Origin of the sequence: Xanthomonas sp. D-99 (genome assembly GCF_017746145.1) — a bacterium.
Classification (GTDB): domain Bacteria; phylum Pseudomonadota; class Gammaproteobacteria; order Xanthomonadales; family Xanthomonadaceae; genus Xanthomonas; species Xanthomonas cissicola.
In genome coordinates, this window is record NZ_JAGHWU010000036.1 from 1 (window position 1) to 12,885 (window position 12,885).

The 12,885-nt window shown below is 64.4% G+C and carries 13 protein-coding genes; all 13 read right to left on the minus strand.

Annotation, left to right across the window (positions count from 1 at the left end):
- Positions 1–13 precede the first annotated feature (13 nt).
- Positions 14–844 carry a hypothetical protein gene (locus tag J7360_RS13630; protein ID WP_057662220.1) on the minus strand — a complete coding sequence of 277 codons (831 nt, stop codon included), beginning with the start codon at positions 842–844 and terminating at the stop codon, positions 14–16.
- Between the two features lie 54 nt (positions 845–898).
- Complete coding sequence (locus J7360_RS13635; RefSeq protein WP_209034067.1) at positions 899–1,555, minus strand: hypothetical protein; 657 nt, start codon at positions 1,553–1,555, stop codon at positions 899–901.
- A gap of 145 nt (positions 1,556–1,700) precedes the next feature.
- Complete coding sequence (gspD, locus tag J7360_RS13640; protein WP_057662223.1) at positions 1,701–4,031, minus strand: type II secretion system secretin GspD; 2,331 nt, start codon at positions 4,029–4,031, stop codon at positions 1,701–1,703.
- Entirely contained in the window at positions 4,028–4,825 is a 798-nt protein-coding gene (gene xpsN, locus J7360_RS13645) for a type II secretion system protein XpsN (RefSeq protein ID WP_209034069.1), read from the minus strand. Before xpsN ends, gspD begins: the two co-directional genes overlap by 4 nt.
- On the minus strand, positions 4,815–5,468 hold the full coding sequence (gspM, locus tag J7360_RS13650) for a type II secretion system protein GspM (RefSeq protein ID WP_017158142.1): 654 nt from the start codon (positions 5,466–5,468) through the stop codon (positions 4,815–4,817). The genes xpsN and gspM overlap by 11 nt, the downstream gene beginning before the upstream one ends.
- Positions 5,452–6,573, minus strand: a complete 1,122-nt coding sequence (locus J7360_RS13655; RefSeq protein ID WP_017158143.1) for a PilN domain-containing protein — start codon at positions 6,571–6,573, stop codon at positions 5,452–5,454. The genes gspM and J7360_RS13655 overlap by 17 nt, the downstream gene beginning before the upstream one ends.
- Entirely contained in the window at positions 6,570–7,421 is an 852-nt protein-coding gene (locus J7360_RS13660; protein ID WP_057662229.1) for a type II secretion system protein GspK, read from the minus strand. Before J7360_RS13660 ends, J7360_RS13655 begins: the two co-directional genes overlap by 4 nt.
- A complete protein-coding gene (locus J7360_RS13665; protein ID WP_057662232.1) occupies positions 7,418–8,053 on the minus strand; it encodes a type II secretion system protein J in 636 nt (211 codons plus the stop codon). Before J7360_RS13665 ends, J7360_RS13660 begins: the two co-directional genes overlap by 4 nt.
- Positions 8,050–8,466, minus strand: a complete 417-nt coding sequence (locus J7360_RS13670; protein WP_209034071.1) for a prepilin-type N-terminal cleavage/methylation domain-containing protein — start codon at positions 8,464–8,466, stop codon at positions 8,050–8,052. Before J7360_RS13670 ends, J7360_RS13665 begins: the two co-directional genes overlap by 4 nt.
- Positions 8,463–8,972 (minus strand): GspH/FimT family pseudopilin, encoded by a 510-nt coding sequence (locus J7360_RS13675; protein WP_057662240.1) that lies wholly within the window; start codon positions 8,970–8,972, stop codon positions 8,463–8,465. Before J7360_RS13675 ends, J7360_RS13670 begins: the two co-directional genes overlap by 4 nt.
- Positions 8,973–8,981: 9 nt before the next feature.
- Positions 8,982–9,413 (minus strand): type II secretion system major pseudopilin GspG, encoded by a 432-nt coding sequence (gene gspG / locus J7360_RS13680; protein ID WP_033481101.1) that lies wholly within the window; start codon positions 9,411–9,413, stop codon positions 8,982–8,984.
- Between the two features lie 240 nt (positions 9,414–9,653).
- Positions 9,654–10,871 carry a type II secretion system F family protein gene (locus J7360_RS13685; RefSeq protein ID WP_003490504.1) on the minus strand — a complete coding sequence of 406 codons (1,218 nt, stop codon included), beginning with the start codon at positions 10,869–10,871 and terminating at the stop codon, positions 9,654–9,656.
- A 175-nt stretch (positions 10,872–11,046) separates the two neighbouring features.
- Positions 11,047–12,774: a type II secretion system ATPase GspE gene (gene gspE, locus J7360_RS13690; protein WP_022559951.1), complete on the minus strand. Its 1,728-nt coding sequence runs from the start codon at positions 12,772–12,774 to the stop codon at positions 11,047–11,049.
- Between the last annotated feature and the right edge of the window lie 111 nt (positions 12,775–12,885).

A 12,885-nucleotide genomic window follows, 5' to 3' on the forward strand; every position in this document is an offset into this window, starting at 1 on the left:
GATCAGACCTTCCTTAGGTCTCGAACAACGCGCGTTGCAGGTCCGGTGGCGGCAGGTGCGCCAGGAGTCGAGTCAGCTGATCGCGCTGCGCGCGCAACGGGTCGTGCATGAGGAAGTTGGCCAGGCGCGCATGCCAGGCCGGCCAGCGGGTGGCCAGCGCATCCATATCGCCTTCGGCCGGGCGGCCCTCGTGCGGGGAGGCAACGAAAGCGGTGTCGCACAACACGTTACGCCAGCCCAGCCCGCCCATGCGCAGGCTCAAGTCCACCAGTGCCGCGTACCACGAGCCGTAACTGCTGGCGTCCAGGCCACCGGCCTTGCGCCGCGCCGTTCCGCGCAACAGCACCGCGTGCCCGATCGCCGACGGCAGTTCCGGGTGCAGCGGCGGCATCGCGGCGCAGGCAGCCGCAAGCCGCTCGGGTGCGTCCGGCATGGGGTTGAGCTCGCCCAGCCGCGGCCAGCTGCAGGCTTCGCCCACATTGCTCCATGGCGTGGCGGTGGCGATCGCCGCATCGCGTGCAAAACACGCGGTCAGTTGCCGCAACCATCCGGGCAGCGGGCAGGCATCCAACCCCAGCACCACCACGTCGGCATCGCCGCAGGCGCTGAGCATTTCGTCCAGATGCGCCACCTCGCCCAGCATGCGCTGGCGGCGGGTGTAATGCGCCTGCAATTGCGTGCGTGCCAGCCAATGGTCGATCACTGCGCGCCCACGCGGGCCGGCCTGTGCATCGTCGGCCAGCCACACCCGCGTGCCGGCCGGCGTGGCGGCATCCAGTGCGCCCAGACAGGCATCCAGCGCCTGGTCGTCGGTGCCGACCGGCACCAGCACGACGGGAAGAATTATGTCCGTAATCAGGCTTGCGAAACCTCAGACGCAGGCTCCGACCCTAGCCGGTCATCTAACATAAACATTATCCAGATAAACCTCAGAGGGAACAGCTGTGAGCTCACCAATGCTATTGACAAAACTTGAAGTGTAGCCAGAGAAAGTAAGCTCAACCTGCTTTCCGGCATACTTTGAAAAATCAATATCGCTCACCTGAACAAACCTAGGGCACGTCCGCGACGCTGAACAAGTCTGATCCTCCTTGTTTGCACCATTATAACTAGCCAAAGATTCAACCTGCCCTGTAGCCAAATCACGTACGGTCACGTAAAGAGAACCATCCCTGAATGTTCTCGGCGTGTATGCATGCTGAAAAATATCGCCTATCTTGTAAGCAAAGCTTAATTTCGCAGCAACTGGAACCACAAACGTTTGAGACACTCGGCCGCATAAGTTAAAACCCCCAACATCACCCCTATTCCCCAGAGAAACGATCACTACGTAGCCGTCGGCGGGCGACTCTGTCGCCCCGCCCAGGCGAGCCCCACCTTGCGTATAACTTGCATTTGCGCAGCTGGAAAATGCACCTGCCTGGACTGATGCAAAACTCCACGCCCAAGGACTACCAGGCCTGTCGAAGCTTCCGTTGACAACTTGGCACAGCGCATTGAACGAGAAGAGCATGGTTATGAAAGCCACAACTAATGAATAACCTTTTTTATACATGGCACTACCCTCGCTGGAAGTGATGAGACCACAAAAAGTCTAATACCAATCAAAAAGCATTTCGCCGCCACTTAATTTTCATTAAAATAATTATAAAAACAATGATAGTAGTCGCAAATTCATCAATTAATCATGATGGAATTACTTACTTACCGCTTGACTTATTCATAGGCGTCATTGATTCGAATCGACGACCATATTCATCCGTGAGGTTTCGTGCCTCCATGGGATTCCGGACAATACTAGGAGTCAGCAGAACTATCACTTCACTGCGCCTCTTATTTTGGGTCTTCTGCCCAAACAAAGCACCTAAAACTGGCAGCTTACTCAAGAACGGAACCCCTGCTGAGCCATCGCTAGCACTATCCTGAATTAGTCCAGCTAGCATAATGGTATCGCCACTCTGAATTGCCGCCTCTGTCTTAATACGACGAGTGTTAATATCCACATTGCATGCGGCCTGATTCACTGTCGCCGTTGCGGATGCGCAGGCAGTTGGCCTATCGCCTGGACTACTGACTTCCTGCACGATATCCAGAAACACCATGCCATCTTTGGTGACGCGCGGACGTACTTTAAGGATCACGCCGGTGTCGATGTACTGCACCGAGGAGAAGCTGCTGTCGCTACCCAGGCCGGTATTGATCGAGGTGGAATTGATCGGAATGCGCGAGCCCACGTTGAGCGTCGCTTCTGCGTTGTTGCGCACGAACACCGACGGGGTCTGCAGCAAACGTACATTGGTCACAGTATCCAGCGCGCTGATGATTGCAGCAGCGTTTTTCCCAAGGAAACTCCAAGCAAGCCCACCGCTGCCAACTTTGCCGGCAATATCACCCCAGATGTTACGTCCAGCCGCATTTGCGAGGCCAGCACCAAGGCCGATGCCGGTTCCATTCGTTACGCCACTATCGGTCGCGGCGCCAGGTGCGTTGACCGCATTTTCGAAGTACCAGTTCACGCCGTAACGTAGCTCGCCGGTCAGATTGACCTCCGCAATCTGCGCTTCGATATGCACCTGCATCGGCATCACATCGAGTTTCTCGATGACGTCGCGGATGGACGTCCATGCCTGCGGTGTGGAGCGCACCAGCAAGGTGTTGGTTTCGGCCACTGCCGACACGCCGACCTTGTCGCCTTGCACTTCCAGCGTCACCGCGCCATTGCCGTTGCTGCGCGGCGACAACTGCAGGCTACCGTTGCCGAGCCCGCCGCCACTGCTGCCACCGGTGCCGCTGCTGTCGAACTCACCGCCCACCGTGCCGCTGCTGCCCCCGTTTTCACCGATGCTGCCGCCGGTCACGCCGGAGCTGCCGCCCAGGCTGCTGTCGCGATTGCCGAGCGTGCCACCCAGCACGCTGGTTTCCGACCCCGGGGCCAGCGACGCATTGGAATCGCCACCGTTGCTGCGGCCACCGAACACTTCCGAAAGACGATCGGCCAGATCCTTGGCCTTGATGTACTTCAGCTCGTAGGAGAACAGCCGCACACCGCCACCGGCACTGTCGATCCGGTCCAGCCACTGCTGGATCTGGTCCAGATAACGCGGCTGCGGGGTGATCACCAGCACCGCGTTGGCGTTTTCCAGCGGCATGAAACGGAACATGCCGGCGCTGGGCGTCTTGCTCTGCTCGCCGAAGACCTTTTCCAGATCCGCGCTGACTTTTTCGGCCTTGCCGGACTGGATCGGGAACACGCCCACCGACATGCCCGACAGCCAGTCCACGTCGAAGATCTGCACGGTGCGCAGATAGTTTTCCAGCTCGGCGCGGGTACCGCCCAGGGTGATGACATTGCGCGCCGGGTCGGTGCCGACGATGGCATTCGGGCGTGCGTAGGGCTCGAGCACCTTCTTCATTTCGCTGGCGGAAATGAACTTCAGCGGCACCACGCGCACCTCGAAACCGCGTGCGGCCGAGGGCGATGCGGTGCTGGGCGCGACCGTGCCCGCCAGCGCCTGGTCGGCCGGCACGATGTTGTAGCGGCCACCGCTGAACACCATGCGGGCGTTGTTCCAGCCCAGCACCATCTCCAGCAGGTTCAAGGCCTGCGCCGGCGAGACCGGGTTGGGCGTGGCAAGGGTCACGGTGCCCTGCACGCCGGGCGCGATGACGTAGTTCTGCCCCAGCATGTCGCCCAGGATCGCCTTGACCACCGCCTGCACCGACTCGCCTTCGAAGTTGAAGGTGGCGCTGCCGCTGCTGGCCATGCCCAGCGTGGGCGCCGGCGCGGACGCGGCGCCCTGGTTGATCATGGTGCCGCTGCCGCGCCGGATCACCGGACTGGGCTTGGCACTGGCGTTGGCGTTGCCATCGGCAGCCTGCTCGGCGGCAGTCTGGGTGGCGCCGGCAGCCCCGACTTGCGGATCCAGGCGCGCGTTGCGGCGCACGTCCGGCGGCGGAGTGGTGGCGCAACCGGCCAGCAGGCCAATCAGCAGGGACACGGGAAACAGGCGCGGCGTCATGCGTTCACTCATTGGGTCTGACCGGGGGTAGAGCCGCTCTGGCGCTGCTGTTGCAGCTGGCGGCGTCGGGCTTCGATGCGTTCGCGGATGGCACGCATCTGATCGTCGGAGGGACGTGGGGCTTCCTGCGCGCCATCGCTGCGCTGCGGCGGCACGGTTGGCGGTGCCTGCCCGCCTGGCTGTTGTTGCTGCCCCGGGGCGACAGGTTGCGGTTGCGGCGGCTGCGGCGTGGCAAGTGCGGCAGCGTCGGGGGGCGGGACCGGCTGGGCGCCAGTGGCGGCACCCCGTGCGGCGGCATTGGCGGTCGGCGGCTGCCCGCCCTGGCCGTTGAACACGTGCAATTCCAGGGTTTGCGTGCCGCTGGGGCCTTCGATGGTTGCGCTCCGCGGCTGCAGGGCGAGCAGGCGCCAGCCCTTCACCGCTTCGCCGCCCAACTGCACGCGCACCGAATCCTGCGGGTCCAGGGTCAACGTCGCCATCTTGAAGTTGTCGGTCAGCAGCACACCGGTCAGGCGCACTGTCGAAGCAGCGCTGCTGCCGTCGTTGCCGGACAGGAAGAATGGATGCGGCAGGCGGTCTTCGGCAAACGCCGGATGCGCGGCGATTTCCGAATATTTCTCGAATGCGCCCAGGCGCTCCGGCGCTGGTGCCGGCAACGTGGGCAGCCGCTGCACCAGCGCCGGGTCGTCGGGCAGCGGCTCCACGCGCTTGCCCAGGCCGGCGACGGCCAGCACGCACACCAACAGTGCCCAACCGACCACGGTGACCAGCAGCCAGGTGCGCAGGCCGATCATGTCAAGGCGCATTGCTGGCCTCCGCGGCGTTGGGGGCAGCAGGTGCGGCGGCGGCGTTCAGCGGTTCGGCGCTGGCACCGGGGCGCAGATAGCCGGCCAGTTCGAAGGCGATATCCAGGCCATTGCCGCTTTCGTTGGGCGAGAGCTGGTAGCGCTGCGCCATCACGTTGAGGTTGTCCACGAACAGGCGCGGCGTGCCGTTTTCCAGGCTGTACAGCACCGAGGCCAGTTCCGGGGTGCCGCAGCGCAAACGCACCTGCACCGCCACGCGGGTGAAGCGGTTCTTGCTCTCCGGCTGCAACGGCGAGCGATTGCTGATGGCGCAGCTGCGGTTGCCGGGGCTGGCCTCCACCACCGCGCGTTCCAGCCGCTGCACCAGCCCGGCGGAGGCGAGTTCGGCCGAGGTTTCCGGCAGGAAGCCCGGGCGGCTTTCCAGCGTCTGGCGCGCCTGCCGCAGCCGCTTGCTGACTTCCGGCGCCTGTTGCAATTGCACGCGCACGCGCAGCTCGCGTTCGCGCAGCGCTTGCAGGTCGTCCTGCACCGCGATCATCGGTTGGGTGAACCACGGGTGCACCAGCACCAGGTAGGCCACGCCGATCACCAGCAACAGCAGGCCCAAAGCGATCCAGCGATCGCGCTTAACGCTGCGTGGCATCGGCTGCCTCCTTCGCATCGGGGCCGGCCAGCTCGGCGGTGATGGTGAAGCGGTCGACATTGCGCCCGGCATCGCTCTGCAGCACGCCGGTCAGCGACGGCGTACGCCACAACGGCGAGCCCTCCAGACGACGCACCAGCGAAGAGGCCTCGTTGCTCAATCCGATCAACTGCAGTTGCCCGCCTTCGACCGAAAATTTTTCCAGATACGTGCCACCGGGCAGGCGCCGGCTCAGTTCGTCCCAGATTTCGACCGAGGTCGGGCGGGTGGCGCGTTGCTGCTGGAAGAACCGCGCGCCTTCGACCAGATCCATCAATTGCTGCCGTTCGGCAGCGACCTTGCGCGCGCGCGCGGCGTTGGCCTGCACCTTGGCGCGCAGATCGTCGGCGGCCTGGCGGCGGTTGTCGAGCAGCAGCCAGCCGGCAACGGCCAGCAGCACCAGCGCAGAGGCTGCGAGCAACAGGTTCCAGCGCTGCATCGGGTCGCTGCGGCGCAGGCGTCGCGCCGGCGGCAGCAGGTTCACCCCCAACGGCAGGCCGTTGGCGTCGGTCACGTCGATGCCCGACAGCGCGCTGTTCCATGCGTCCGGCACGCCGGCCGGGCCATCGATCATGCGTCGCGGCACCACCACCAGTTCGGCATCGAGCTGGCCGTCTTCGCGCACATCGAGCACGCGTGCATCGAAGTACACCTGGTCGGCGGTGAACGGGGTTTGTCGGTCGATCTCGAAACGCGCCACGTCCTGCAGGCGCGCCGCTGCCGCTGCGGGCAGGCGCAATGGCCGGCGCAAGGCATGCGCGGCCGGCAACAGCCAATGCCGCGGCAGCCCTTCAAGCGCTGTCGGCAGCAAGCCGTTGACTTCCTGCGGATGCACCGGCCACGGCAGGCTGGCGACGGTATCGCAGCTGTGATCGCGCTGGCGCAGCAACTGCAGCGTGTCGCCATCCTGTTGCAACAACAGGCGTGCCTGCGACAGACCCAACTGCCATTGCCAGCGCTGCGGCAGCCAGGCCAGCAGCGAGTGTTGCCACCAACGCCAGAAGCCTCCGGCTCCCGGCATGGCGCGTACGCCGATACGACCCAAGGTATCCCGCCATGCGGTCATTGCACTGCTGCTCCCTCTTCCCAACGCAACACGGTATAGGCCGACCCTGGTAATGCGGACGCGCTGGTCGACACCACCGCCCGCAACACGGCCTCGCGTCCCTGACTCAGTCGCGCCCGGCTCTCGATACTATAAGTGCCCGAGCCACCGACCGTCGCCTCGCTGCCCGGCAAACCCAGCGGCGCGTCACGCTGGGCCAGCAGTTGCTGCGCGTCCAGCCCCATCGCGGTGAGCACCGGGGTGGGCGCAAACCGCGCTTCAGGCCGCGAACGACCGCTGTACAGCGTGACGTTGGGCAACAGCTTGCGATACAGCTCGCCATCGATGCCCAGCACCAGGCGCAGTTCGCCCAGGGTTTCGAATGGGCTGTCCTTCGCGCCATACGGCAGCCCGGCATCGGCGTAATCGCGATCTTCGGCGCCACCACCGGGCTGGCTCAATGAATCGCCATCGCGCCAATCGACGATGGCACCGGCGATGCGCCCGGCACTGGCCTGCTCGCCGCCCACCGCGCGCACCAGACCGGCGAGCAAGGTGGGCTCGGCCATGTTCAGATCCACCTTGCCGCTTTCATCAGTGATACGAATCTCCACGCTGGCATCGTCCATCTGCCAGCGATAGCGCCGGCCGTCCGGGCGCCAGCGCGCCTGGGTGTCGGCGTCTTGCAAGCGAAACAATGCGTATTCCAGGCCAGAGCGCGCGTATTCCTGCGCCTGTGCACCGTTGCGCAGCATGCTGCCCTGCAGCGCTTCCACGCGTGCGGTGAGCGCGAACGCACCGATCATCGCAGTGAGCAACGCAATCAACCACAGCACCAGCACCAGCGCGGCACCGCGCGCGCGCGTCATTGCCCTGCTCCCGGGTTGCTGGATTGCGGCAACGCCACCACCATCGGCGGCCATGCGGCATCGTCACTGCGGATGTCGATGCGCACCATGAGCGGCAGGCGGTCGTGCCACTCCCACTGCGGCAGCCACGCGCTCAGGCGTCCGTTTTGCGGATCCATGCCGCGATACCGGAAACTCACCTGCTGCACGCCTTGAGCAAGCAGTTCCGGCGGCAGCGGGCTGCTTTCTTCGATCGGCTTGCCGGACTGCAGCATGGTCAGCGCAATCAGCAGGTTGCGCCGATCGCCATCGCCGGCCACCGACAGGTCGTGCAGATACGGCCCGCCGCGGCCCAGGTAATCGGGCACGTCTGCGGCAAAGCGCAGGCGTTGCGGCTCGCCGATGAACAGGATCGGCTGCTGACTTTGCGTATCGATGCCCATGGCGATCGGCAATGCTGCGGCCAGGCGCCGTCGCAGAAATTCTTCTACCGCACGCACGCGCTCGCTGCGCTGCGCGATCGCTTCGCCGCGCTGACTCACCGCGCTGGCCGAGCGCAGGGTGGCAAACGCCAACGCCAACCCACCGACCAGCAACATCGTGGCCAGCAGCACTTCGATCAAGGTGAAGCCTGCGCTGCGCCAACGGCTCATGGCGCGCTGCCCTGCGTGTTGGCCGCCACCAGCCGCAACGTGCGCCATTGCAGCATCTGATTGGACTGCTCGCCCCAACGTACCACCAAGGTCAATTGCAGCAGACGGTGCGCGCCGGGCGACATCGGCGCCTGCCGATTGCGCCGCGGTTCGTCGTAGGGGCGCACTTCCATCGACCAGCGAAAGTGGCCGTTTTCGAACGTGCCTTGTTGCTGCTCGGGCTCCAGCGGCTTGTCGATGCCCTGCACGGCCAGCAGCGATTGCGCGTGCAAGGTGGCGCGCGTGCTTTCATCGGCCGCGCGCACCTGGCGTGCAGCACCGGACAACGACCCGAGCAACAGGCTCAACGCCAACGCCAGCAACGCGAAGGCAACGATCACTTCGATCAGGGTGTAACCGCGCTGATGCCTCATGGCGATGGCGTCCGCAATGGGCCCGAACGCACCTCGCCGGTGATCCAGCCCACGTCCACGCGCCATCTGGCGTCCTTGACCTGCAGATCGATACGCCCGCCGGTAGAAGCGCCATCCGGAAAGAACTGGATCGCGCCCTGATCCTGCCGCGATTGCACCTGGCGCGCGCCGGTGAAGCGCACCTCCAGCGACGGCGGCAGATCGCCATGATGGCCGCCGGGTGCGTCCCAGCGCAGCTGCTGCGGGTTGATCAGAAACCGCTGCGGCGTGCCGGTGGCAATCGCCTGGGTGCGCGTGTAGCGCAGCTGCGAGGCGATCGCCTTGCCGGCAGTGCGCAGGCGCATGCCGTCGATGCCGCCGTTCAATGCCGCAGCGGCAAGTACGCCGGCCAGTGCGATCAACGCGATCACCAGCAGCATTTCCAGCAACGATGTGCCACGCGCGCGTGCCCGACCAGGGCCGACCGCTCCATGCCGATGACGCAACGGCTGACACGCAACGCGCATGGCGAGCGCTTATTGGTACTTGATGTCCGCGTCGTAACTGCTGCCACCGGGCTTGCCGTCCTTGCCCAGGCTGATCAGGTCGAATGGCTGACCGTCGCCGGGCGCACGGTATTCGATGGCGTGGCCCCATGGGTCGTTGAGTTCGGCCGGCTTGGCGTACGGGCCCAGCCAACCGCTGCTGCCGCCGGGCTGGGTGACCAGGTCATCGAGTTTGCTCGGCAACTTGCCGGTGTCGAGCTGGAAATTCTCGATCTTGCCGGCCAGCGTCTGGATCTGCGACTTGGCCAGATTGGCCTTGCCGCGATCGGCACCGCCAAGCACGCGACTGCCGACCAGCGTGAGCACCGCACCGATCAGCACGATGACGATGATGATTTCCAGCAAGCTCATGCCGGCCTGGCCTGCGCGTGACGGACTGCGGGTGATGGAACGCTTGATCATGAACGATTTCCTTGCACGTCGATGAGGGATGCTGCCGCCAACAGATGACACGGCGGGCATTGCAATGGTTCCCGCATGGGTGTCGTGCGGTCACCGGAACGTTGTGGTGAATACGCTGCCCGGTCAAGCGCGCGGTTGGCCGTTGGACGCGCGGGATGTGCAGTGTACGAGCGCTCCATGCCGATTCGGAGCATCGGCTGTTCTCGCCTGACGCCTGCACCGTTGCACTGACCTCCGCTCTCAGCCGATTGCATTGGTGAGGTCATACAGCGGGACCAGGACCGAAATGATGACAAGCCCCACCACCGAGGCCAGCACCAGCGTGATGAACGGCACCAGCGCAGCCAGTGCGCGGTCGATGGCCTGCGCGGTTTCCAGTTCGAAGGTGTCGGCAGTCTTGAGCAGCATCGTATCCAGTGCGCCGGACTCTTCGCCCACCTGGATCATCTGCAGCGCCAGCCGCGGAAAGCGCTTGCCGCGTGCCAGCGACATCGACAGGCCATGGCCGTTCTTGACGTCGTCGGCCGCATTGGCAACATCCTCCACCAACGCCAGATTGGACATCACGTTGCGCGCGATGCCGATCGCCGCCAGCAGCGGTACGCCATTGCGCAGCAAGGTGCCCAAGGTGCGCGTCAGGCGTGCGGTTTCCAGCCGGGCAATCAGGCTGCCGACCACCTTCTGGCGCAGCAGCCATTGGTCCAGCGATGCACGGAATGCGGCATTGCGACGCTTGCGATCCAGCCATAGCCCCAGCACGCCCGGCACGACGATCAGCACGATCCACCAGTCGCGCACCAGCAGGCCCACGCTCAGCACCGCCTGGGTAAACCATGGCAGTGCTACATCCAGGCTTTCGTACATCTGCGCAAATTGCGGCACCACATAACCGAGCAGGAACAGCAACGCACAGCCCACCACCGCCAGCAGGATCGCCGGGTAGATCAGCGCGTTGATCACCTTGCCCCTGAGCGCGCGGCTGCGCTCCAGATAATCGGCCAGCCGCTGCAGCGTGTCCTGCATGCTGCCGCCGGCTTCGCCGGCGCGCACCATGTTGATGTACAGCTTGGAAAACAGGCCGTGCTGGCGCTCGAGTGCGGACGACAATGGCGCACCGCCGCGCACGGTATCGCGCACATCGCCGATCACCCGCCGGCTTTTTTCGTCTTCGGGCAGATCCATCAGAATCGACAGCGCGCGGTCCAACGGTTGCCCCGCGCCGATCAACGTCGCCAGTTGCTGGGTGAATTGCACCAGCGCCGCATTGTCGAACGGCTTTTTGCGCAGCAGCATGCGCAACGACGGCGAATCGTTTTCGCCAGTGGCCAGGCGCGTTTCCACCGGCAGATGGCCCTGTTCCTGCAGACGCAACGCCACCTCGGCATCGCTGGCCGCTTCCATCTGGCCATCGAGCATTTCGCCGTGGGCGTCCAACGCCTTGTAGCGGTAGAGGGGCATCAGGCTGGGAGGCCGGGATTGGGAAATCGGGAATCGGGAATCGGGAAAAGCACATCGCTGCGCACTGGCGGCACTGCGCACGTACCACTTTCCACGCACAGCGGCGCCGGCGGGTTGCTGTGTTGGCAGGTCGTTGGTCGAGTGCCTGCTAAGCGCGTTACTGCAACTTTACCGATCACGCATCCTCCGTGACGCGCAGGACTTCTTCGATGGTGGTTTCGCCACGCAGGGCCTTGGACAGCCCGTCCTCGTACATGGTGCGCATGCCGGCCTGGCGGGCCAGTTGCTCGATTTCGCCCATGCCGGCACGGCGCATCACCGCACGTCGCAATTCGTCGTTCATCACCAGGAATTCGACGATGGTGGTGCGTCCAAGATACCCGGTAGGTGCGGTGGCCGAGGGACGCGGCCGATACAGAAAGATCTCGCCCTCCGGTTGCAGGCGGCGCAGATCGAACTTGGCGATTTCTTCCGGCGAGGCGGCATAGCGCTCGGCATTGGCCAGGTCGAGTTTGCGCACCAGACGCTGCGCCAGGATGCCGTTGATGGTGGAGGTGAGCAGATAATCCTCCACGCCCATGTCGAGCAGACGGGTGATGCCGCCGGCCGCGTTGTTGGTGTGCAGCGTGGACAGCACCAGGTGGCCGGTGAGCGCGGACTGGATCGCGATGCGCGCGGTTTCCAGATCGCGCATTTCGCCGATCATGATGATGTCCGGATCCTGACGCACGATGCTGCGCAATGCGTTGGCGAAATCCAGTCCGATCTGCGGCTTGGCCTGGATCTGGTTGATGCCTTCGATCTGGTATTCCACCGGGTCTTCGACGGTGATGATTTTCACATCCGAGGTGTTGAGCTGGCTCAACGCGGTGTACAGCGTGGTGGTCTTGCCCGAACCGGTGGGCCCGGTCACCAGCATGATGCCGTGCGGTTGCTCCAGCACCTTGCGGAACTGCGGCAGGAAGTCTTCGGTGAAGCCGAGCTTGTAGAAGTCGAACACCACCGTCTCGCGATCGAGCAGGCGCATGACCACGCTTTCGCCATGCGCGGTGGGCACGGTGCTGACGCGCAGATCCAGCTCCTTGCCCTGCACGCGCAGCATGATGCGGCCGTCCTGCGGCAGGCGGCGCTCGGCGATGTTGAGCTTGGCCATGATCTTGATGCGGCTGATGACCGCGGCAGTGAGCTTGGCCGGCGGGCTTTCGCCTTCCACCAGCACGCCGTCCACGCGGTAACGCACCTTGAGCCGGCTTTCGAACGGTTCGATATGGATGTCGGAGGCGCGCAGTTCTACCGCGTGCTGGATCACCAGGTTCACCAGCCGGATCACCGGCGCTTCGGAGGCCAGATCGCGCAGCGCTTCGATGTCGTCGCTGCTGTTGGCATCGCCATCGGCGGTTTCGACGATGGTGCCCATCGCACTGCGGCCCTGGCCGTACCAGCGCTCGATCAGGTCATCGATTTCCGAACGCAGGCCCACCTGCAACAGCAACGTGCAGCCGGTAGCAAGACGCACCGCATCGATGGCGTAATCGTCGTAAGGATCGGCGATCCACAGCTCCAGCCGGCCATCGCGTTCGCCGACCGGGCACAGGTGAAATTGTTTGAGAAAGCGCAGCGACAGCCCCTGCACTTCCGGCAGCATTTCCGGCGGCGTGTCGCCGAGCTGGCGTGCGTCCACCAACGGCAAGCCGAGGACGTCGGCGCAGGTTTCTGCATGATCGCGTTCGGACACCAGACCCAAACGGCCGAGCAAGGCGAGCAACCCCATGCCGGATTCGGCCTGCAATTGGCGCGCGCGCAGCAGATCGGTGTCTTTCAGACGACGGCGTTCAAGCAGCGCATCGACGATGCGCGTCTCCGCACTTCGATGCTCGATTGGATCGACGGCAACCGCGTTCACACTCGTCTCCACTGGTCCGGCGCCGACTGTAGCAGTTTGCCGCGACGATCAACCGCACGCATCTGAATCGCCCTGAAAAACGATGCCCCCGGCGATTGGCCGGGGGCATCG

What these genes read in the sequence shown, in the direction of transcription:
- J7360_RS13660 (WP_057662229.1), bottom strand. Translation starts at nt 7,421, where the DNA reads ATGACGCGCGCGCGCGGTGCCGCGCTGGTGCTGGTGCTGTGGTTGATT.
- J7360_RS13635 (WP_209034067.1), bottom strand. Translation starts at nt 1,555, where the DNA reads ATGTATAAAAAAGGTTATTCATTAGTTGTGGCTTTCATAACCATGCTC.
- gspG (WP_033481101.1), bottom strand. Translation starts at nt 9,413, where the DNA reads ATGATCAAGCGTTCCATCACCCGCAGTCCGTCACGCGCAGGCCAGGCC.
- xpsN (WP_209034069.1), bottom strand. Translation starts at nt 4,825, where the DNA reads ATGCGCCTTGACATGATCGGCCTGCGCACCTGGCTGCTGGTCACCGTG.
- gspM (WP_017158142.1), bottom strand. Translation starts at nt 5,468, where the DNA reads ATGCCACGCAGCGTTAAGCGCGATCGCTGGATCGCTTTGGGCCTGCTG.
- J7360_RS13665 (WP_057662232.1), bottom strand. Translation starts at nt 8,053, where the DNA reads ATGAGCCGTTGGCGCAGCGCAGGCTTCACCTTGATCGAAGTGCTGCTG.
- J7360_RS13670 (WP_209034071.1), bottom strand. Translation starts at nt 8,466, where the DNA reads ATGAGGCATCAGCGCGGTTACACCCTGATCGAAGTGATCGTTGCCTTC.
- gspD (WP_057662223.1), bottom strand. Translation starts at nt 4,031, where the DNA reads ATGAGTGAACGCATGACGCCGCGCCTGTTTCCCGTGTCCCTGCTGATT.
- J7360_RS13675 (WP_057662240.1), bottom strand. Translation starts at nt 8,972, where the DNA reads ATGCGCGTTGCGTGTCAGCCGTTGCGTCATCGGCATGGAGCGGTCGGC.
- J7360_RS13655 (WP_017158143.1), bottom strand. Translation starts at nt 6,573, where the DNA reads ATGACCGCATGGCGGGATACCTTGGGTCGTATCGGCGTACGCGCCATG.
- J7360_RS13685 (WP_003490504.1), bottom strand. Translation starts at nt 10,871, where the DNA reads ATGCCCCTCTACCGCTACAAGGCGTTGGACGCCCACGGCGAAATGCTC.